At 63.2% G+C, this 21,726-nt stretch carries 17 protein-coding genes; 6 read left to right on the top strand and 11 right to left on the bottom strand.

What is annotated here, in order from left to right; translation table 11 throughout:
* Positions 1 to 90: 90 nt before the first annotated feature.
* A complete protein-coding gene (locus B4L76_RS01910) occupies positions 91 to 1,554 on the bottom strand; it encodes a glyceraldehyde-3-phosphate dehydrogenase (protein ID WP_296230080.1) in 1,464 nt (487 codons plus the stop codon).
* A gap of 167 nt (positions 1,555 to 1,721) precedes the next feature.
* Here B4L76_RS01910 and mfd point away from each other — a divergent pair, with 167 nt between their 5' ends.
* From mfd to B4L76_RS01895, 3 genes are read left to right on the top strand one after another with little or no spacing between them, the layout of a single operon-like run.
* Entirely contained in the window at positions 1,722 to 5,171 is a 3,450-nt protein-coding gene (mfd, locus tag B4L76_RS01905) for a transcription-repair coupling factor (protein ID WP_296230079.1), read from the top strand.
* Between the two features lie 9 nt (positions 5,172 to 5,180).
* On the top strand, positions 5,181 to 5,753 hold the full coding sequence (locus tag B4L76_RS01900) for a CsiV family protein (RefSeq protein ID WP_296230078.1): 573 nt from the start codon (positions 5,181 to 5,183) through the stop codon (positions 5,751 to 5,753).
* Between the two features lies 1 nt (position 5,754).
* Entirely contained in the window at positions 5,755 to 9,081 is a 3,327-nt protein-coding gene (locus B4L76_RS01895) for a DEAD/DEAH box helicase (protein WP_296230076.1), read from the top strand.
* A 122-nt stretch (positions 9,082 to 9,203) separates the two neighbouring features.
* Here the strand turns inward: B4L76_RS01895 and nagZ are convergent, their stop codons facing one another.
* Genes nagZ through B4L76_RS01880 form a run of 3 tightly spaced genes read right to left on the bottom strand, consistent with a single transcriptional unit; the run spans position 9,204 to position 11,497 of the window.
* Positions 9,204 to 10,202: a beta-N-acetylhexosaminidase gene (gene nagZ / locus B4L76_RS01890; RefSeq protein ID WP_296230194.1), complete on the bottom strand. Its 999-nt coding sequence runs from the start codon at positions 10,200 to 10,202 to the stop codon at positions 9,204 to 9,206.
* A 22-nt stretch (positions 10,203 to 10,224) separates the two neighbouring features.
* Positions 10,225 to 10,749 carry a L,D-transpeptidase gene (locus B4L76_RS01885; protein ID WP_296230075.1) on the bottom strand — a complete coding sequence of 175 codons (525 nt, stop codon included), beginning with the start codon at positions 10,747 to 10,749 and terminating at the stop codon, positions 10,225 to 10,227.
* A gap of 40 nt (positions 10,750 to 10,789) precedes the next feature.
* Positions 10,790 to 11,497: a TetR/AcrR family transcriptional regulator gene (locus B4L76_RS01880; protein ID WP_296230074.1), complete on the bottom strand. Its 708-nt coding sequence runs from the start codon at positions 11,495 to 11,497 to the stop codon at positions 10,790 to 10,792.
* A gap of 249 nt (positions 11,498 to 11,746) precedes the next feature.
* Between B4L76_RS01880 and lexA the strand changes: the two genes are divergently transcribed.
* Entirely contained in the window at positions 11,747 to 12,355 is a 609-nt protein-coding gene (gene lexA, locus B4L76_RS01875) for a transcriptional repressor LexA (RefSeq protein WP_114170995.1), read from the top strand.
* Between the two features lie 13 nt (positions 12,356 to 12,368).
* On the top strand, positions 12,369 to 12,845 hold the full coding sequence (gene sulA, locus B4L76_RS01870; RefSeq protein ID WP_296230073.1) for an SOS-induced cell division inhibitor SulA: 477 nt from the start codon (positions 12,369 to 12,371) through the stop codon (positions 12,843 to 12,845).
* A gap of 48 nt (positions 12,846 to 12,893) precedes the next feature.
* Here the strand turns inward: sulA and B4L76_RS01865 are convergent, their stop codons facing one another.
* The 7 genes from B4L76_RS01865 to B4L76_RS01835 all read right to left on the bottom strand — a co-directional run bounded on the left by B4L76_RS01865 (position 12,894) and on the right by B4L76_RS01835 (position 21,142).
* Complete coding sequence (locus B4L76_RS01865) at positions 12,894 to 13,127, bottom strand: hypothetical protein (RefSeq protein ID WP_004376430.1); 234 nt, start codon at positions 13,125 to 13,127, stop codon at positions 12,894 to 12,896.
* 50 nt (positions 13,128 to 13,177) lie between these two features.
* The gene (locus tag B4L76_RS01860; RefSeq protein ID WP_296230070.1) at positions 13,178 to 13,693 is read right to left on the bottom strand and encodes a DUF6586 family protein; all 516 of its coding nucleotides are present in this window, start codon (positions 13,691 to 13,693) and stop codon (positions 13,178 to 13,180) included.
* Positions 13,694 to 13,782: 89 nt separating this feature from the next.
* Positions 13,783 to 16,392 (bottom strand): type I DNA topoisomerase, encoded by a 2,610-nt coding sequence (topA, locus tag B4L76_RS01855; RefSeq protein ID WP_296230069.1) that lies wholly within the window; start codon positions 16,390 to 16,392, stop codon positions 13,783 to 13,785.
* Between the two features lie 100 nt (positions 16,393 to 16,492).
* Positions 16,493 to 16,744, bottom strand: coding sequence for a DUF1653 domain-containing protein (locus B4L76_RS01850; protein WP_296230068.1), 252 nt, complete (start codon positions 16,742 to 16,744; stop codon positions 16,493 to 16,495).
* Between the two features lie 75 nt (positions 16,745 to 16,819).
* Positions 16,820 to 17,995, bottom strand: coding sequence for an acetyl-CoA C-acyltransferase FadA (gene fadA / locus B4L76_RS01845; protein ID WP_225777031.1), 1,176 nt, complete (start codon positions 17,993 to 17,995; stop codon positions 16,820 to 16,822).
* 31 nt (positions 17,996 to 18,026) lie between these two features.
* Positions 18,027 to 20,174, bottom strand: a complete 2,148-nt coding sequence (gene fadB, locus B4L76_RS01840) for a fatty acid oxidation complex subunit alpha FadB (RefSeq protein WP_296230066.1) — start codon at positions 20,172 to 20,174, stop codon at positions 18,027 to 18,029.
* Between the two features lie 530 nt (positions 20,175 to 20,704).
* Complete coding sequence (locus B4L76_RS01835) at positions 20,705 to 21,142, bottom strand: hypothetical protein (protein WP_296230193.1); 438 nt, start codon at positions 21,140 to 21,142, stop codon at positions 20,705 to 20,707.
* A 110-nt stretch (positions 21,143 to 21,252) separates the two neighbouring features.
* Here B4L76_RS01835 and B4L76_RS01830 point away from each other — a divergent pair, with 110 nt between their 5' ends.
* A complete protein-coding gene (locus B4L76_RS01830; RefSeq protein WP_296230065.1) occupies positions 21,253 to 21,693 on the top strand; it encodes a universal stress protein in 441 nt (146 codons plus the stop codon).
* Positions 21,694 to 21,726 lie beyond the last annotated feature (33 nt).

Here is a 21,726-nt window from a genome sequence, read left to right as displayed (position 1 = left end):
TCCTCTCGATTACCAGTACTGGCAACACAAATTCTGGATAAAAAAACGGGAACCCGAAGGTTCCCGTTTTTTCATTGCCTTACAAGCGAATCAGCGCGGAAACGCTGGCGGGTTCACACCGGCCATCTCTTCCATCACGCGAACCACCTGGCAGCTGTAACCGAATTCGTTGTCGTACCAGACGTACAGCACAACGCGGTTATCGTTGGCGATGGTCGCTTCAGCATCAACCACACCGGCGTGGCGCGAGCCGACGAAGTCGGTCGAAACCACTTCCTGCGAGCTGACGTAGTCGATCTGCTTGTGCAGTTCCGAGTGCATGGCGGTCTGGCGCAGGTACTCGTTGATCTCGTCGCGCGAGGTAGGCTTTTCCAGGTTCAGGTTCAGGATGGCCATCGAAACGTTCGGCGTCGGTACGCGAATGGCGTTGCCGGTCAGCTTGCCCTTGAGCACTGGCAGCGCCTTGGCAGCAGCAGTGGCGGCGCCGGTTTCGGTGATGACCATGTTCAGCGGCGCGGCACGGCCACGGCGGCTGCCCTTGTGGAAGTTGTCGATCAGGTTCTGGTCGTTGGTGAACGAGTGAACGGTTTCGACGTGGCCGTTGACGATGCCGTACTGGTCGTTGATGGCCTTGAGCACCGGCACGATGGCGTTGGTGGTGCAGGAAGCGGCCGAGATGATCTTGTCATCGGCAGCGATGTCACCGTGGTTGATGCCGTGCACGATGTTCTTCAGCGCGCCCTTGCCAGGTGCGGTGAGGATCACGCGGGCAGCGCCCGGGCAGGCCAGGTGCTGGCCCAGGCCGTCGGCATCACGCCATACGCCGGTGTTGTCGACGATCAGCGCGTTCTCGATGCCGTACTGGGTGTAGTCGACTTCGCTTGGGCTCTTGGCGTAGATAACCTGGATCAGGTTGCCGTTGGCGGTGATGGTGTTGTTGGCTTCGTCGATGGTGATGGTGCCATCGAACGGGCCGTGCACCGAGTCACGGCGCAGCAGGCTGGCACGCTTGACCAGGTCGTTCTCGGCGCCCTTGCGCACGACGATGGCACGCAGGCGCAGGCCGTCGCCGCCACCGGTCTTCTCGATCAGGATGCGCGCCAGCAGGCGGCCGATGCGGCCGAAGCCGTACAGCACGACGTCGGTGCCCTTGCGCGACGAAGCGTTCTGCTGACCTACCACTTCGGCCAGTTCTTCACGGACGAACTGCTCGGCAGTACGGCCATTGCCTTCCTGCTTGAACTTGTTGGCCAGCTTGCCCAGGTCGACCGAGGCGGCGCCCAGCTTCAGCTCGCTCATGGCCTTCAGCAGGGGGAATGTCTCGTGTACGGACAGTTCGGTCTCGTCGGCTTGACGATGACGCGCAAAGCGGTGCGCCTTGAGGATCGAGATAACCGAACGGTTGATCAGGCTACGGCCATAAATCGAGCTCACCACATTGTTGTTGCGGTAGAGCTGACCGATAAGCGGGATCATCGCTTCAGCCAGGGCTTCACGATCGATCCACTCACCAAGACACTGGTCGGGCTTCTGAGTCACGGGAACCTTCCACATGTAGGGACAGAAAAAAGGGGCTACATTATGACGCCCCAACGCGTAACCGGCAATGAGCGCCTGTCGCGGTCACGCAAGCCAGCGTTCATGCCCTTTCGAGCCTGACAGCCGGCACCGTCACCGGTACAATCGATCTCTTTGCCGCAACGCTTGGAGTGCAATCTCCCGTGTCAGTTCTGCGCCTACCGCAAATGTCGGCCACGGCCGGCAAACAAACCTGGGGTAATCTCCCCGGAGCCGCCCTCAGCCTGGCCATCGCCGAGGCCGCCAGCAGCGCGGGCCGCTTCACTTTGCTGCTGACTGCCGACAGCCAGGCGGCCGATCGTCTGGAACAGGAACTTCGCTTCTTTGCGCCGGACCTGCCGGTGCTGCCGTTCCCCGATTGGGAAACCCTGCCCTACGACCTGTTCTCGCCGCACCAGGACATCATCTCCCAGCGCATCGCCAGCCTGTACCGCCTGCCGGAGCTGAGCCATGGCATCCTCGTGGTACCGGTCACCACCGCCCTGCACCGCCTGGCGCCGACCCGCTTCCTGCTGGGCAGCAGCCTGGTGCTGGACGTCGGCCAGACCATCGATGTCGAACAGATGCGCACGCGCCTGGAAGCCAGCGGCTATCGCTGTGTCGATACCGTCTACGAGCATGGCGAGTTCGCCGTGCGCGGTGCGCTGATCGACCTGTTCCCGATGGGCAGCAAGCTGCCCTACCGCATCGACCTGTTCGATGACGAGATCGAAACCCTGCGCACCTTCGACCCCGAGACCCAGCGCTCGATCGACAAGGTCGATTCGGTACGCCTGCTGCCGGCGCGCGAATTCCCGATGCAGAAAGAGGAAGTGACCCGCTTCAAGGCGCGCTTCCGTGAACGCTTCGACGTCGACTTCCGCCGCAGCGCGATCTTCCAGGACCTGGCCAGCGGTATCATCCCCGCCGGTATCGAGTACTACCTGCCGCTGTTCTTCGAAGAAACCTCGACCTTGTTCGACTACCTGCCAGCCGACACCCAGGTGTTCTCGCTGCCCGGCGTGGAACAGGCTGCCGAGCATTTCTGGAACGACGTGCGCGGGCGTTATGAAGACCGCCGTGGCGACCTGAGCCGGCCCTTGCTGCCGCCCGCCGAGCTGTTCCTGCCGGTGGAAGACTGCTTTGCCCGGCTCAAGCAATGGCCACGGGTGGTGGTCAGCAGCGAGGACCTCGAGCCCGGGGTCGGCCGCGAACGCTTCCCGGCGCGCGCGCTGCCCAACCTGGCGATCGAGGCCAAGGCCAACCAGCCGCTGGCCGAACTGGCCAACTTCCTCGACCAGTTCCCTGGCCGCGTGCTGTTCACCGCAGAATCGGCGGGGCGCCGCGAAGTACTGCTGGAGCTGCTCGAGCGGCTGAAACTGCGCCCACAGGGCGTCGATGGCTGGGCCGACTTCATCACTGGCGCCGAGCGCCTGGCGATCACCATCGCCCCGCTGGACGATGGCCTGCTGCTGGACGACCCGGCCGTCGCCCTCATCGCCGAAAGCCCGCTGTTCGGCCAGCGCGTCATGCAGCGCAGGCGCCGCGACAAGCGTGGCGAAACCGCCAACGACGCGGTGATCAAGAACCTCACCGAGCTGCGTGAAGGCGCACCGGTGGTGCACATCGACCATGGCGTCGGCCGCTACCTGGGCCTGGCCACGCTGGAAATCGAAGGCCAGGCCGCCGAATTCCTCACCCTGGAATACGCCGAAGGCGCCAAGCTGTACGTGCCCGTGGCCAACCTGCACCTGATCGCCCGCTACACCGGCAGCGACGATGCCCTGGCGCCGTTGCACCGGCTGGGTTCGGAGGCCTGGCAGAAGGCCAAGCGCAAGGCTGCCGAACAGGTACGCGATGTCGCCGCCGAGCTGCTCGACATCTATGCCCGCCGCGCCGCACGCAAAGGTTATGCGTTCGCCGATCCGGCCGCCGACTACGCCACCTTCAGCGCCGGCTTCCCGTTCGAGGAAACCCCGGACCAGCAGGCCGCCATCGAAGCCGTGCGCGCCGACATGCTGGCGCCCAAGCCGATGGACCGGCTGGTGTGCGGCGACGTCGGCTTCGGCAAGACCGAAGTGGCCATGCGCGCGGCATTCATTGCCGTACACAGTGGCCGCCAGGTGGCCGTGCTGGTGCCCACCACCCTGCTCGCCCAACAGCACTACAACAGCTTCCGTGACCGCTTTGCCGACTGGCCGGTGACCGTGGAGGTGATGAGCCGCTTCAAGTCGGCCAAAGAGGTGGCCGCCGCCGCCGCAGACCTCGCCGAAGGCAAGATCGACATCCTCATCGGTACCCACAAGCTGCTGCAGGACGACGTGCGCTTCAAGGACCTGGGCCTGGCCATCATCGACGAAGAGCACCGCTTCGGCGTGCGCCAGAAAGAACAGCTCAAGGCCCTGCGCAGCGAGGTGGACATCCTCACCCTCACCGCCACGCCGATTCCGCGTACGCTGAACATGGCCGTGGCGGGCATGCGCGACCTGTCGATCATTGCCACGCCACCGGCGCGCCGCCTGTCGGTTCGCACCTTCGTCATGGAGCAGAACAAGAGCACGGTGAAGGAGGCGCTGCTGCGTGAACTGTTGCGCGGCGGCCAGGTGTACTACCTGCACAACGATGTGAAGACCATCGAGAAATGCGCCGCCGATCTTGCCGAGCTGGTCCCCGAGGCGCGCATCGGCATCGGCCATGGGCAGATGCGCGAGCGCGAGCTGGAACAGGTGATGAGCGACTTCTACCACAAGCGCTTCAACGTGCTGGTGGCCTCGACCATCATCGAAACCGGCATCGACGTGCCCAGCGCCAACACCATCGTCATCGAGCGTGCCGACAAGTTCGGCCTGGCCCAGCTGCACCAGCTGCGCGGCCGGGTTGGCCGTAGCCACCACCAGGCCTACGCCTACCTGCTGACACCCACCCGGCAAAAGGTCAGCGCCGATGCCGAGAAACGCCTGGAGGCGATCGCCAACACCCAGGACCTCGGTGCCGGCTTCGTCCTGGCCACCAACGACCTGGAGATCCGCGGCGCCGGCGAGCTGCTGGGCGAAGGCCAGAGCGGGCAGATCCAGGCGGTGGGCTTCACCCTGTACATGGAAATGCTCGAGCGCGCGGTCAAGGCGATCCGCAAGGGTACCCAGCCCAACCTGGAGCAGCCGCTGGGCGGTGGCCCGGAAATCAACCTGCGCCTGCCGGCCCTGATCCCCGAGGACTACCTGCCCGACGTGCATGCACGGCTGATCCTGTACAAGCGCATCGCCTCGGCCGCCGACGAAGAAGGCCTCAAGGACCTGCAGGTGGAGATGATCGACCGCTTCGGCCTGCTGCCCGAGCCGACCAAGAACCTCATGCGCCTGACCTCGCTCAAGCTGCAGGCGGAAAAGCTTGGCATCAAGAAAGTCGATGCCGGCCCCAATGGCGGCAAGATCGAGTTCGAGGCCGAGACGCCGGTCGACCCGCTGACCCTGATCAAGCTGATCCAGGGCCAGCCCAAACGCTACAAGTTCGAAGGCGCCACCCAGTTCCGCTTTCTGGTACCGATGGAACGCCCCGACGAACGCTTCAATACCCTGGAGGCGCTGTTCGAGCGCCTGACTCCACAGCCTGCTTAAGGAAGACCCATGCGTGCCATCCGTTGCCTGACCCTGCTGCTGGCGCTGTTCGCCCCGGCTGCCTTCGCCGAAGGCCTTTATCAGGTAGAAATGATCCTGGTACGGCAGAACAGCGTGCCCGCCTTCACCAGCCCGTTTGCCCCGGAAAACTGGAGCGCCGGCGCCCCGCGCCTGGAAAAGGACGCCGAGCGCCGCCTGGCGCTGGAAGACGAAGCCACCCGCCTGGAAGCCACCGCCGACTACACCGTCCTGATGCACAAGGCCTGGCAGCAGCGGGTCGGCAGCGAACCCAGCCGTATCGCCCTGGGCGAAGGCGCCGAGCAGTTCGGCCATTACCCCATCGAAGGCAACCTGAGCATTGCCGAGGGCCGCTTCATCGCGGTCGAGGCCAATTTCTGGGTCAACCAGCTGGACGGCAACGGCAGCGTGCTGCAAAGCGAGCAGTTCAAGCAGAGCAACAGCAACGTCAAGGGTGGGCAACTGACCTTCCTTGACGGCGGGCACCTGGCGCTGCTGCTGAAGGTGACACCACCGGGCACGCCGAAGATGCCGGTAATGGACCCGGAGATGATGGAGCAGTGATGTGAGCAGCGGCGATGCGCAGCAACTGCTGAGGGCCCACCCGGGCTGGGTGAGGTTCATCGAGGCCGGCGTACTGGCACGAGGCCGCGATTATGCGGCGCAAGAGCGGACGCGCATCCTGTCGCAGCATGGCGCAACGGTCGAGGCAAGCTGCAAGGGCTCGGCCGGCCAGACCTACCAGCAGACCATCCAGCTGGTCCTCAACCACGGCGACCTGCGCATGTTCGGGCGCTGCTCCTGTCCCGTCGCCCTCAACTGCAAGCACTGCGTTGCTGCATTACTGCAGTTGCAGGATGGTAGCGACCGCCTTGAGGCCGCAGCGCCATCGGAGCAGGCCGCGCTTTCGCTGCCACCGGACCTCAACCTGTGGGTGCAGGCACTCGAGTCACCGTCCCAACCCGCTGCCTCACGCGAACCCGCACGCAAAGGCCCGGCAATCTATTACCGTATTCAACTGGATCATGAGCACTGGCGGCTCGAACCGATCAAGGGCACGCGGCAGACAGACGGCACACTGAAGATCGGCCGCATCACGTCGATGCCCGAGATGATCTACTACACCCCTCGCTATGTCACCGAGGACGACGCCCGGCTGTTGCGCCTGATCGATGCCCGCAGCAAGACGATTACGCCCGTGGTGCAACTGGAAGGCAAGCAGGGTGCGGAACTCTACAGCTACGCCCTGGCCACTGATCGCCTACTGTTCGAAGACGACGCTGCGCCATTGTCTTCCGGGCCGGAGCTGCATGCCGAGTTCCGCTGGGTCAGGCTTGACAATGGCAGCTACCGCGGCGCCTGGTATCACGATGGCCACCGGCAGCTGCAGGTACTGCCTATCGAACCCATGTACTATGTCGACAGGCATTCGCACCAGACCGGCAAGCTGCGCCATGACCTCGACCCCTTCATTGCCAGCCAGCTCGCGCGTGCGCCTGTTGTTCCCGAGCATTTGGTCGTTCCCTTGAGCCATCGCTTGAACGCCCTGAACCGCCACGTGCCCACCCCCACAGCCGTGAGCACCAGGCAAATCGAAGACCTCACGCCAAGAGGGAGGCTGACCCTCGGCAGCCTGGAATTCAGTGCCTACATGCCCAAGACCGGCCGTATGCAACGGCAGATGCAGCACCGTGCCGCGCTGGCATTCGACTACGACGGCCTGCGCGCCAGCGGCAGCGACGACAAACCGCTGACCCGCCTGGTCGGCGACACCAGCCAGCGCATCCGTCGCCAACCGCAGGCCGAGCAGGCGCTGCGCAAGGTGCTGCGCGACCTCGGTTTCACGCCCGCCACCCGGCAGAGCAAGGCGTTGCCCGACAGCGCTGGCGAGATGCTCCAGCTTCCCGACGACGAAGCCTGGCTACGTTTTGCCCGCGCAGGCCTGCCACGCTTGCGCGAGGCCGGTTGGGACATCGACATCCAACGCGACTTTGCCTTCAACCTGCAGGAAGTGGACGACTGGTACGCCAGCGTTGACGAAGCACCTGGCCATGAATGGTTCGACCTGGAGCTTGGCATCGTGGTCGATGGCCAGCGCCACAGCCTGTTGCCGATCGTACTGCAACTGCTGCGCAGCAACCCGGAACTGCTGCGCCCCAGCGAACTGGCCCGGCGCAGCGACGACGAACACCTGCTGCTCGACCTCAACCGCGGGCGCCTCGACGCGCCGGCCTTGCGCGTCGCCCTGCCGTACGGCCGGATCAAGGCGGTCATGGGCACCCTCGGCGAACTCTACCTGCACGACCATGCCGCGGGCCCATCGCTGCGCCTGGACCGCGCCGACGCCGCGCGCCTGAACGAAATCGAAGGCCTGCCACTGCACTGGGAAGGCGGCGAGCGTGTGCGCGATCTCGGTCGCCGCCTGCGCGATGCCCGCGACCTGCAGGCGCCACCGCCGGCCGGCCTGCAAGCCAGCCTGCGTCCCTACCAGCAGCAGGGCCTGAACTGGCTGCAGGCGCTGCGGGAAATGGGCACCGGCGGCATCCTTGGCGACGACATGGGCCTGGGCAAGACCTTGCAGACCCTGGCACACCTGCTGCTGGAAAAACAGTCCGGGCGCATGAACACACCGGCGCTGGCAGTCATGCCCACCAGCCTGATCCCGAACTGGCTCGACGAAGCTCAACGCTTCGCCCCCGGCCTGCGGGTTCTGGCCTTGCACGGGCCCGGGCGCAGCAAGCATTTCGCCAACCTGCACGATTATGACCTGGTGCTGACTACCTATGCCCTGGTACCTCGCGACCTCGAACACCTGCGCCTCCGGACCTGGCACGTGCTGGTGCTGGACGAGGCGCAGAACATCAAGAGCAGCACCAGCAAGGCCGCCCTTGCCGTCTGCGAACTGCAGGCCGGGCAGCGCCTGTGCCTGACCGGCACGCCGATGGAGAACAACCTCGGCGAGCTGTGGTCGCTCTTCCACTTCCTCATGCCCGGGTGGCTGGGCGACCTGAAGCGCTTCAACCAGGACTACCGCACCCCGATCGAGCGCCACGGCGACAGCGAGCGCATGGCCCACCTGGCCAACCGCATCCGCCCGTTCCTGCTGCGCCGCACCAAGGAGCAGGTGGCCACCGAACTGCCAGCCAAGACCGAGATGGTGCACTGGGTCGAGCTCAGCGATGCCCAGCGTGACACCTACGAGGCCGTGCGAGTGGCCATGGACAAGAAGGTCCGCGACGAAATCGCCCGCAATGGGGCCGCCCGCAGCCAGATCGTCATCCTCGACGCCTTGCTCAAGCTACGCCAGGTATGTTGCGACCTGCGTCTGGTCAAAGGGGTGGAAAGCAAAGGCAACCAAGCCGACAAAGGCAAACTGGGCGCGCTGCTGGAAATGCTCGAAGAGCTGCTCAGCGAAGGGCGCCGGGTGCTGCTGTTTTCGCAATTCACCTCGATGCTGGCGTTGATCGAGGAAGAGCTGAACAAACGCAAGATCCGCTACAGCCTGCTGACTGGCGATACCCGTGACCGGCGCACGCCGGTGCAGCAATTCCAGCAGGGTGACAGCGAAGTTTTCCTGATCAGCCTCAAGGCCGGTGGTGTGGGCCTGAACCTGACGGCTGCAGACACGGTGATCCACTTCGACCCTTGGTGGAACCCGGCCAGCGAGAACCAGGCCACCGACCGCGCCTACCGCATTGGCCAGGACAAGCCGGTGTTCGTGTACAAACTGATCACACGAGGCACGGTGGAAGAGAAGATCCAGCTGTTGCAGCAGGAGAAAGCGGCGCTGGCAGCGGGCCTGCTGGATGGTGGGCAAGCCGGGCAGTGGCGGCTGGGGGATGAAGAGATCGAGGCGCTGTTCGCGCCATTGCCGGGCAAGCGCGGGCGATAGAGCCCGCGTCATGAGTTGCCATTGCGGCCACTTCGCAGGTAAACCTGCCGCTACAGGTATCGCACCGCCAGCAACAGGCTGTTCCTGCGACAGTGGGCCGACCGGCGAACCGGCCGCCGCGGTCAATCGACCAGCTGCGCCTCTTTCAATGCCCCCAGCGCCTCCAGCCACCGCGGCTGCTGGCGGTAATCGGTGCGTGCGAACCCCTGCCCGCGCATCCGTGCAATCCGCGGCGAGGGCCTGACCTTCATCCGCTGCGCCGCAGTCAGCGCCAGCTCGGCTGCAGCCCGGTCGTTGCACACCAGACCCATGTCGCAGCCCGCAGTCAAGGCCGCCTCGATCCGGCTGGCCGCATCGCCAACCACATGTGCACCGGCCATCGACAGGTCGTCACTGAAGATCACCCCGTCAAAGCCCAACTCCCCCCGCAGAATGTCTTGCAGCCAACGCCGCGAGAAGCCGGCCGGCTGGCTGTCGACCTGCGGATAAATGACATGCGCCGGCATCACTGCCGCCAGTTGCCCGCTCAAGCGGGCAAACGGCACCAGGTCGGCCTGGCGCAATTGCGCGAGGCTGCGCTCATCCGTGGGGATCGCCACATGCGAGTCCGCCTCGGCCCAGCCATGGCCCGGGAAATGTTTGCCACACGCCGCCATGCCCGCCGCGTTCATGCCGCGGATGAACGCCCCGGCCAGTTGCGTGGCACGCAGTGGGTCACCCTCGAAGGCGCGACTGCCGACCACCGCACTGCGCTGGTGATCCAGGTCGAGCACCGGGGCAAAGCTGAGGTCCAGGCCAACCGCCAGCACCTCGGTCGCCATCAACCAGCCGCATTGCTCGGCCAGGTACTCGGCGTTGTCGTTGTCGGCCAGCGCACGCATGGCTGGCAGGCGCACAAAACCCTGGCGCAGGCGCTGCACGCGCCCGCCTTCCTGGTCCACCGCCAGGATCAGGTCGGGGCGAATGGCACGAATCGAGGCGCATAGCTCACGCACCTGGCGCGGGCTGTCGATGTTACGGGCAAAGATGATCAGGCCGGCCACCTCAGGCTGGCGCAACAGGTGACGGTCTTCGGCGGTCAGCCATTTACCGGCGATATCCACCATCAAGGAGCCTTGCAGGCTGACAGTCATGGGTAATCCTTCATTGAAGACTGAGAGAAGCCCACTGGGGGCAAGCGGCCTGCTCGATGCGCACCAGGCAATGCGCCGGCACCCGCTCGAACAGGTTGAGCAAATCGGTGTTGCGCAGGCGTATGCAGCCATGGGACAGCGCTACGCCCATGGGTTCCGTATCCGGGGTCCCGTGCAGGTAGATAAAGCGGCGGAAGGTATCGACCGCACCCAGGCGGTTGACCCCCGGTTCGCAACCGCTGAGCCAGAGGATGCGGGTGAGGATCCAGTCCCGGCCGGGATACTGCGCGTGCAAGGCCGGCGACCACACCTCGCCGGTCCAGCGCCGCCCGGCCAGCACCGCATTCAGCGGCAGGCCTGCACCGATCTTCGCCCGCACCTGGTGCAAGCCACACGGCGTGCAACCCGAACCATTGCGCTCACCAGCACCGTTGCGCGCCGTGGAAACCGGCAGGCGCAGGCACAGCTGACCACGGGCGAAGCCATACAGACGCTGGTCGGCAAGGGAAATGTGCAACAGATCAAGATCGGACATGGGCGCTAGCTTAGCCGAAGCGCCCTGCCCCGCCCAGCCTTCAGGCTTTGGCAGTGGCGGTACCGGCCTTGCTGCGTGGGCGCAACTGGGCAGCGGCCATGGCCGCGTCGGTGACGCCACTATCGGCACGCATGCCCGCAGCGAGGAATGGCACCATCAGGCGCATCACCTGTTCGATCGAGGTGTTGATACCGAAGTCGGTCTCGGCGATCGCCCGCAGGGCCTTGATACCGGACATGCTGAAGGCTGCGGCACCGAGCATGAAGTGCACGCGCCAGAACAGCTCGAGCGGCGGGATGCGCGGCGCGGCTTCGTTGACCAGCAGCATGTAGCGGCGGAACACCTTGCCGTACATGTCTTCCAGGTACCGCCGCAGGTGGCCTTGGCTCTGGCTGAAGGCCAGGCCCAGCAGGCGCATGAAGATCGACAGGTCGTTGTTGCTGCGTGGCTGCACGGCCAAGGCCTGCTCCACCAGCATTTCCAGCAGCTCCTCGAGGCTGGGCTTGTGCTCCGGCTTGGCCTGGCGCCGCTCCAGTTCACGCTCGAGGCTGGCACAGAACGGCCCGAGGAAGCGCGAGAACACTGCCTGGATCAAGGCCTTCTTGGAGCCGAAGTGATAGTTGACCGCCGCCAGGTTGACGCCGGCCTTGCTGGTAATCAGACGCAACGAGGTTTCGGCGAACCCCCTTTCCGCGAACAGCTGCTCGGCAGCATCGAGAATGCGTTCAACGGTTTCCGATTGGGCCATGACTACTCCGACTACTCCGCCAGACAAACAGGTGTTTGAAACATACGTTTCAGCCCTGCTTCTGTCAAGGCTCGGTGACTGGCCGGTCGCCATTTAAAAGCGCCGCGCTTCAAGCTGCAAGCCCCAGCCAGGCATAGCGCAGGCGGGGGTTGCTGCGTCGTTCGGCATTTTTATTGCGGGTTACAGGTTGCAGCGCATCCAGTACTGTATATAATCCCAGTCACTGTACAAAAAGACAGAGCGCTCACCATGTTGAAACTCACGCCACGCCAAGCCGAAATTCTCGCGTTCATCAAGCGTTGCCTGGAAGACAACGGCTTCCCGCCCACGCGCGCCGAGATCGCTCAGGAGCTGGGCTTCAAGTCGCCCAACGCCGCCGAGGAGCACCTCAAGGCCCTCGCTCGCAAAGGTGCGATCGAGATGACCCCGGGCGCCTCCCGTGGCATCCGCATCCCCGGCCTGGAAGCCAAGGCCGAGGAAAGCGGCCTGCCGATCATCGGCCGGGTTGCTGCCGGTGCACCGATCCTCGCCGAACAGCACATCGAGCAATCCTGCAACATCAGCCCCGACTTTTTCCATCCCCAGGCCGACTACCTGCTGCGCGTGCACGGCATGAGCATGAAGGATGTCGGCATCTTCGACGGCGACCTGCTGGCGGTACATACCTGCCGTGAAGCGCGCAACGGCCAGATCGTCGTGGCCCGGATCGGTGATGAAGTCACCGTCAAGCGCTTCAAGCGTGAAGGCAGCAAGGTCTGGCTGCTTGCCGAAAATCCCGAATTCGCCCCTATCGAAGTCGACCTGAAAGAACAGGAACTGGTGATCGAGGGCTTGAGCGTCGGCGTCATTCGCCGCTGATCCAGGAGGCGTCATGCAGCAGTTCATTCACGCACCCGAGCAAGCCCAGTTGCCATTGTTCGAAGCATTCCTCGCCCAGCCCGTACTGCCAGGCCTGAAAGCCAGCGAAGTGGCGCGCAAGAGCACCCAGCCCGAGCTGTTCAGCGAACTGTCGTTGCGCGGCGCCCCCGGGCATTGCCACAGCCTGCTGGCCCCGGTTCTGCGCGAGTTGAGCGAAGAGGACGAGAGCCGCTGGCTGACCCTGATCGCCCCGCCGTCAAGCCTGACCCAGACCTGGCTGCGCGACGCCGGGCTCAACCGTGAACGCATCCTGCTGCTGCACCCTCGCGGCAATCAAAGCCCGCTGCAATTGGCATGCGAAGCGCTGCGCCTGGGCCGTAGCCACACCGTGGTCAGCTGGCTGGGCAATATCAACGCCACTGCACGCCAGCAATTGCTGCGTGCCGCCAGCACCGGAAACGCACAAAGCCTGAACATCCGCCTCGGCTGATGCTCAGGCTTTGCCTGCTGTAGCTAAACACCTGACACCTGCTGCCTGTCAGTGCAGCACGCGTGGCCCTTCATCACGTTCGAGCTCGCCATCCATCAGGCGACCGGCCATCTGCACGCCCACACTGAGCATGGCCTTGGCTACTTCCACATGCTGGCCCTGCAGGAACGCCTTGGCGTCTTCCGAAAAATCCAGGGTTACCAGAGAGCCCTCATCCTCGGCGCGACGCAGTTCGATGCGGCCATCAGGCAACTCGACAATTTCCAGAAACGACGTAGACATAAATGGCAGTTCTCCGCGAAAGGCCAGTATTGTACCAGCCGTAGCGGCTGTCAGCACTCACTCAACGCGTCACGGAAACGTCTTACAAGACCTTTGAGGTTGCTGCGCCAGCTTTCCAGTTCCGCGCGTGACAGCGCCGGATGCTCAGGCTCATCGAGATTGACCGCCTGAATCAGCGGCTGGGTAACGTCCGTTTTTGGTGTTTTCTTCGCGACCGGTGGTCGGAACAAATCGGCATAAGCACCGAGCATTTGTGCCAGCCAGGTTTCATGCTGGCGCGCCAACTCCAGCAGCTCGGCCACTTCCGGGATAGCGATGCCGTTCAGGGCGTCGTCAGCCAGTGCTTGCTCGACAGTAGCAACCACAGGCAAGCGGTAGAAGCCACCAATCTCATGGCACAACCCCAGCAGCGCGCCGTACAGGTGAAACAGCGCCGATTCGCGCTCAGCCTGGACCAGGCCCTGGGCGTTCATTGCCTGGCTTTGTTCGGCCTTGGCCATGGACTCCAGGGCGAGGCCAGCGAAGAACAGTTTCTGGTTGGTGCGGGTATAGAGTTCCTGGGCCATCTCGGTGCCCTCCCATGAGGCTGCAAGGCGGATAGCTGCATCATAAATGATTGGGGCCGCAAAGCGGCCCCGATTACAGCACTCAAGGATCAGCGCTTGTCTTCAACCTTCCACGCATTGCCGTCGTAGAACGCCTTCCAGCCGGTCGGCTTGCCATCGACTTCGGATTGCACGTACTGCTCCTTGGTCTTGCGGCTGTAACGGATCACCGCTGGGCGACCATCCGGGTCTTTCTGCGGTGCATCGCACAGGAAGTGGTACTTCGGATCGATCTCGTGCTTGTGCGGCACGATCTCCAGCACCAGCGGAGCGCGCGTCTCACGGTTCTTGGGGAACTGGCTGGCAGCCAGGAACAGCCCCGAAGCGCCATCACGCAGCACGTAGGTATCGTCAACCTTCTCGCACTTGAGCTCAGGCATATCCACCTTGTCCATCTTCGGTGGCGCCGCCTCACCACTCTTGAGCAGCTTGCGGGTGTTCTTGCAGGCCGGGTTGGTGCAACCGAAGAACTTGCCGAAACGGCCAGTTTTCAACTGCATCTCGCTGCCGCACTTGTCACATTCCAGGCTCGGCCCTTCGTAGCCCTTGATGCGATAGTTGCCTTCTTCGATCTCATAGCCGGCGCAATCCGGGTTGTTACCGCAGATGTGCAGCTTGTGCTTCTCATCCAATAGGTAGGCGTCCATCGCCGTGGCGCAGATCGGGCAGCGGTGCTTGCCCAGCAGCACACGGGATTCCGATTCACCCTCGTCGTCGGCGGCAATCTCATCGCCCGGCACCAGGTTCACGGTGGCCTTGCAGCGCTCTTTCGGCGGCAGGCTGTAGCCCGAGCAACCGAGGAACACGCCGGTCGAGGCAGTACGAATCATCATCGGGCGGCCACATTCCTTGCACGGAATGTTGGTCATGGTCGGCTGGTTGGCGCGCATGCCGTCTTCGCTGGACTCGGCAGTCTGCAGCTTCTTGCTGAAGTCGCCATAGAACTCGTCGAGCACGTTCTTCCAGTCACGCTCACCCTGGGCCACGTCGTCGAGGTTCTCTTCCATGTCGGCGGTAAAGCCGTAGTCCATCAGGTTGGAGAAACTCTCCGACAGCCGCTCGGTGACGATGTCACCCATCTTCTCCGAGTAGAAGCGGCGGTTGTGCAGGGTCACATAACCACGGTCCTGGATGGTCGAGATGATCGCCGCGTAGGTCGATGGACGACCGATGCCGCGCTTCTCCATTTCCTTGACCAGGCTGGCTTCGGTGAAGCGCGCCGGTGGCTTGGTGAAATGCTGGCTCGGGTCGATCTGGATGGGCTTCAGCGCTTCACCCTGGACCATTTCCGGCAACACGTCGTCTTCGCCCGGCTTGCTCTGCTGCGGCAGCACTCGGGTGTAACCGTCAAACTTGAGGATACGGCCCTTGGCTCGCAGCTCGAAGTCGCCGGCAGCCACGGTGACGCTGGTGGACAGGTACTGCGCTGGTGGCATCTGGCAGGCCAGGAACTGACGCCAGATCAGCTCGTACAGGCGCTCGGCGTCGCGCTCCATGCCACTGAGCTTGCTCGGGTGGGTGTTGACGTCGGAAGGACGAATTGCTTCGTGCGCCTCTTGGGCGCCTTCCTTGCTGCCATACACCAGCGGCGCCTCCGGCAGGTACTGCTTGCCGAATTCACGTTCGATGTAACTGCGCGCCATGTCCAGGGCGTCGGCCGACAGGTTGGTCGAGTCGGTACGCATGTAGGTGATGTAGCCCGCTTCGTACAAGCGCTGGGCCATCATCATGGTTTTCTTCACACCGAAGCCCAGGCGGTTGCTGGCCGCTTGCTGCAAGGTGGAGGTAATGAACGGTGCCGACGGCTTGCTGCTGGTCGGGCGGTCTTCGCGCTTGACCACGCTGTAGCTGGAGGCCTTGAGCTTTTCCAGCGCAGCCATGGCCTGGGCTTCGTTCAGCGGCTTGAAGGCCTCGCCCTTCTCGCGTGCCACTTCGAAGCGCACCTTGGCGTTCTTGGCCGTGCCGAGATCAGCGTGGATTTCCCAGTACTCTTCCGGGATGAACGCGCGGATCTCGCGCTCGCGCTCCACCACCAGCTTCACCGCCACCGACTGCACACGGCCGGCGGACAGGCCGCGGGCAATCTTGGCCCACAGCAGCGGCGAAACCATGTAGCCGACCACACGGTCAAGGAAGCGCCGCGCCTGCTGGGCATTGACCCGGTCGATGTCCAGCTCGCCCGGCTGCGAGAAGGCATCCTGGATGGCCTTCTTGGTAATTTCGTTGAACACCACACGCTTGTAGCGGCTATCGTCGCCGCCGATGGCCTCGCGCAGGTGCCAGGCAATGGCTTCCCCCTCGCGGTCCAAGTCGGTTGCGAGATAGATGGTGTCGGCGTCCTTGGCCAGACGGCGCAGCTCTTCGATCACCTTTTCCTTGCCGGGCAGGATCTCGTACTTGGCCTTCCAGCCGTGCTCCGGGTCGACGCCCATGCGTGCCACCAGCTGGCGGCGGGCCTTTTCCTTCGGCGACAGCGCCGGAGCCTCACCCGCGGCCTTGCCACGCTTGGCGGCCGGCTCTTTGCTGGCGCTGGCCGAACCGCTGGTGGGGAGGTCTCGGATATGGCCGATACTCGACTTCACCACGTACTGGTTGCCCAGATACTTGTTGATGGTCTTGGCCTTGGCCGGGGATTCCACAATGACCAGCGATTTGCCCATGGATCGGAGTATTCCTGAATCTGAAGATGAAAAACGCGTCAGGTGCCAGACGCGGCACCGCTATATATAGTGGCAAAAGTGTGAGGTCAAGCTCGGACTGTCACGCTTGCGACTTGCCCAGCAGCCCGGGAAGCCCCTCTTCGGCCTTGACCAAAGCAAAGCGTGGCACCTGTTCCCCGTCAACCTCGACGGACTCCTCGAACATCGAAAGGGGCCGTACCCAGAAGCTGTAATCACCATACAGGCATTGGTAGAAAACCATCCACTCTTCGCTTTCGGAGTGCCGCGCAACACTGAAGACACGGTACTCAGGCCCTTTGTAATGCCGGTATATGCCTGGTTGTATCTGCATGTTGCCCACCCTCTTGAAAAAACCTGAAAAAACAAAACCGGGGCACAAGGCCCCGGTCGCTGTCCGCCAACGCGATCAGACGCGTTCGAAGACAGTGGTGATACCTTGGCCGAGACCCACGCACATGGTCGCCACCCCCAGGGTACCGCCATTCTGCTTCATGACGTTGAGCAGGGTGCCGGAAATTCGTGCCCCGGAGCAACCGAACGGGTGGCCCAAGGCAATGGCGCCGCCGTGCAGGTTAACCTTCTCATCCATCTTGTCGAGCACTTTCAAATCTTTCAGCACTGGCAGGGCCTGTGCAGCGAAGGCTTCGTTGAGTTCGATGAAGTCGATGTCGGCCATGGTCAGGCCGGCGCGCTTGAGGGCTTTCTGGGTCGACGGCACGGGGCCGTAGCCCATGATCGCCGGGTCGACACCAGCCACCGCCATGGCGCGAATGACCGCCAGTGGCTGGATGCCCAGGTCCATGGCGCGCTGCCCGGACATGACGATCATGCACGAGGCACCGTCGGTGATCTGCGACGAGGTACCAGCAGTGACGGTGCCGCCTTTCGGGTTGAACGCCGGCTTGAGCGCCGCCAGGCCTTCGAGGGTGGTTTCCGGGCGAATGGTTTCGTCGAAGTCGAAAACCTTGAGGAAGCCGTTCTCGTCATAGCCCTGCATCGGGATGATCTCGTCCTTGAACTTGCCTTCGACCGTAGCCTTGTGGGCCAGCTGGTGCGAACGCAGGCCGAACAGGTCCTGCTGCTCACGGGTAATGCCGTGCATCTTGCCGAGCATTTCAGCGGTCAGGCCCATCATTCCGGAAGCCTTGGCCGCATGCAGGGACAGGTGCGGGTTAGGATCCACGCCATGCATCATGCTGACGTGGCCCATGTGCTCGACGCCACCGACCACGAACACATCACCGTTACCGGTCATGATTGCCTGGGCGGCAGTGTGCAGCGCGCTCATCGACGAGCCACACAGGCGGCTGACGGTCTGCGCTGCGGAGGTGTGCGGGATCTGGGTCATCAGCGAGGCCATGCGGGCGATGTTCCAGCCCTGTTCCAGGGTCTGGTTGACGCAGCCCCAGATCACGTCCTCGACCTCTTTCGGGTCGACCTTGTCGTTGCGTTCCAGCAGCTTGCTGATCAGGTGCGCCGACATGTCTTCGGCGCGGGTATTACGGTGCATGCCACCCTTGGAGCGGCCCATTGGCGTGCGACCGAAGTCGACAATCACCACGTCTCTTGGATTCAGGCTCATATCAAATCTCTCGCTCTAGCTCGTTGACCGCTCAGTTGAAGAAGCGCTGGCCGTTCTTGGCCATTTCACGCAACTTGGCGGTCGGGTGGTACAGCGGCCCCAGGTCGGCATACTGATCGGCCAGGGCGACGAATTCGGCCACACCGATCGAGTCGATGTAGCGCAGCGCACCACCGCGGAAAGGAGGGAAACCAATGCCATAGACCAGGCCCATGTCGGCTTCGGCTGCGGTTTCGACGATGCCGTCTTCCAGGCAACGCACAGTCTCCAGGCACAGCGGGATCATCATCCAGTTGATGATGTCTTCGTCGCTGACTTCACGCTGCTCGAAGACGATCGGCTTGAGCACGTCGAGCACGCTGGCGTCGGCGACCTTCTTCGGCTTGCCGCGCTTGTCGGTTTCGTAGGCGTAGAAGCCTTTGCCATTCTTCTGGCCCAGGCAATTGGCCTCGTACAGGGCATCGACGGCCGAGCGCCGCTCATCCTTCATGCGGTCCGGGAAGCCTTCGGCCATCACGTCGCGGCCGTGGTGACCGGTGTCGATGCCGACCACGTCCATCAGGTAGGCAGGGCCCATCGGCCAGCCGAACTTCTCCATGACCTTGTCGATCCGTACGAAGTCGACACCGGCGCTGACCAGCTTGGCGAAACCGCCGAAGTACGGGAACAGCACGCGATTGACCAGGAAGCCAGGGCAGTCGTTGACCACGATAGGGTTCTTGCCCATTTTCTTGGCATAGGCCACTGTGGTGGCGACGGCCACTTCACTGGACTTCTCGCCACGGATCACCTCCACCAGCGGCATCATGTGCACCGGGTTGAAGAAGTGCATGCCGACAAAGTTCTCCGGGCGCTTGAGCGCCTTGGCCAGCAGGTTGATGGAAATGGTGGAGGTGTTCGAGGCGAGGATCGCATCGTCTTTCACCTGGCTTTCCACTTCCGCCAGCACGGCCTGCTTGACCTTCGGGTTCTCGACCACCGCCTCGACGACGATGTCGACGTTGGCGAAGTCGCCATAGGACAGGGTCGGGCGAATGGCGTTAAGTGCCTCGGCCATCTTGGCCGGGGTCAAACGGCCTTTCTCGACGCGGTTGCCGAGCAGCTTGGAGGCCTCGTTCAGACCCAGCTGGATGGCTTCCTCGCGGATGTCCTTCATCAGGATCGGCGTGCCCTTGACCGCCGACTGGTAGGCGATGCCGCCGCCCATGATGCCGGCGCCGAGCACCGCGGCCTGCTTCACGTCGCGGGCGATCTCGTCATGTGCCTTGGCCTTGCGCTTGAGTTCCTGATCGTTCAGGAACAGGCCGACCAGGCTCTCGGCGACCGAGGTCCGGGCCAGCTTGGCAAAGCCTGCGGCTTCCACTTCCAGGGCCTTGTCACGGCCGAAATTGGCCGCCTTCTGGATGGTCTTGATGGCTTCGACCGGAGCTGGGTAGTTCGGGCCAGCCTGGCCGGCAACGAAGCCTTTGGCGGTCTCGAAGGCCATCATCTGCTCGATGGCGTTGAGCTTGAGCTTTTCCAGCTTGGGCTGGCGCTTGGCCTTGTAGTCCAGCTCACCGCTGATGGCACGCTTGATCAGGTCGAGGGCACCGGCCATGAGCAGCTCAGGGGCGACCACGGCATCGACCGCGCCCACCTTGAGGGCGTCTTCGGCGCGGTTTTCCTTGCCGGCGGCGATCCACTCGATGGCATTGTCCGAACCGATCAGACGCGGCAGGCGCACGGTACCGCCGAAGCCCGGGTAGATCCCCAGCTTGACTTCCGGCAGGCCGATCTTGGCGCTGCTGGACATGACCCGGTAGTCGGCGGCCAGGCACATTTCCAGGCCACCGCCCAGGGCGATGCCGTTGATGGCCGCGACGGTCGGCACTTCGAGGTCTTCGAAGGCGTTGAAGATGCGGTTGGCTTCCAGGTTGCCGGCGACCAGTTCGGCCTCGGGCAGCTTGAAGTTGTCGACGAACTCGGTGATGTCGGCGCCGACGATGAACACGTCCTTGCCACTGCTGACGATCACACCCTTGACCGAGGCGTCGGCCTGGATGGCATCGACAGCCTGGCGAAGCTCGTTCAGGGTCAGGCGGTTGAACTTGTTGACGGACTCACCCTTGAGGTCGAACTTGAGCTCGACGATGCCACTTTCAAGAGCCTTAACCGTGATGGCTTTACCTTCGTAAATCATCAACTGATCTCCACGATATGGAAGCTGAACGTACACGCCGATCGCTGCAGCAAAAGCAGGCCTAGCTGCCCTGCCCCAGGCACACCCGTCAGCGCGCTAGTCGGAAGTATGGCTTGGCGTGGTGACATACAAACGCTCAATTCATACGCCCGTTTGATTTGGGTGTGCACACATTCTCCGAAAAGATCGACGTTGTCAAATGCTCCCGTGCGGGGCTAAAACGCGACTTTCCAGTCATTTTGTATCGCCCAGGTACAAAACATGATGACAGTGATCGCTGACCATTCATGTCAGCGATTGACCACGAACGATGGGAAAACGCTTGCGTTTTTTAACTTGCACGGCGATCCATGGCAGCTACACTGCCACTTGCTCGAAGATACCCGGCCTGCCTGGCCTTTCTGCGCAGCAGAACGCAAAGCGGCGACTTGGCTCCCCACCCCTTCAGGGTATGCCAAGCCGCCGCTTTGTCGTCATGGAGGTTCAAAAAGCGCCGCATGCTCTTGGACGAGGCGCCGTGCAGCCAGGTCTCAGGCCAGGGTTTCGAGGACGTAGGCAACATCCTGCAACACAGCCGTATCACCCCGCTCGGTCCAGTACAGCGCGATCATCCGCGCATCGGCTTCGACCTTGTAGACGCTGGCCGGCAAACGCGCCAGGGGCTCCATGAAGCGCGGGTCCTCACAGGGTTCTCGCCACTGGTTCCACCACACCCCGGGGCTGACCTGCCAGAAGCTGAAGCTGTCCTCATGCCCGCGACGGCGCGCCCGGTGGTATTGCGGGCACGGGCTTGGCGGCTGCCTTTCCAGCCAGTGCGGCCACTGCTGCGGCGCCAGCTGCATGGCCAGGCCCATGCGCCGGGCCTCCAGGCGCAGCTTCATCTGCTCATTCTGCTTGCGCGAGGTGCGCAGCCAGGAAAGCGGGCTGAGAATCAGCGCAAGGATTGACACCACCAGCAATACCGTCATATCAGTAGTTCTCATAAAACGTTGCAAATGAGCCGGTTAGCCATTTTTCACGGAAGACCCGCCCGAAAGCGACCATACTTCTTCTATCGCGATTGTCAGGAGTTCCGCTCATGTCCTACGAACATCTTCTGGTCGCCGTCGACCTGACCGAAGAATGCGACCCGGTGATCAAACGCGCCATGGCGCTGGCGGCACCGTCGAATGCCAAGGTGTCGCTGGTACATATCGTCGAGCCGATGGCCATGGCGTTCGGCGGTGACGTGCCCATGGACCTGTCGCAATTGCAACAGCAGCAGTTCGACCAAGCCAAGGAACGCATGGAGCGGTTGTTCAACAAATACCCAAACATCAACCGCGGCGACTCGCACCTGACCTATGGCCAGCCGCGCCAGGAAATCCACCAGCTGGCCAAGGATCAGAAATGCGACCTGATCGTGGTCGGCAGCCACGGCCGGCATGGCCTGGCGTTGTTGCTCGGGTCTACTGCCAATGACGTGCTGCACGGCGCACCGTGCGACGTGCTGGCAGTGCGGTTGCAGAAGAAGGAATGATTTAGCCTGTTACGGCCTCTTCGCGGGGCAAGC

This window comes from Pseudomonas sp. UBA4617 (assembly GCF_002386445.1).
Taxonomy (GTDB): domain Bacteria; phylum Pseudomonadota; class Gammaproteobacteria; order Pseudomonadales; family Pseudomonadaceae; genus Aquipseudomonas.
This window is presented reverse-complemented; position numbering and strand designations above follow the sequence as displayed.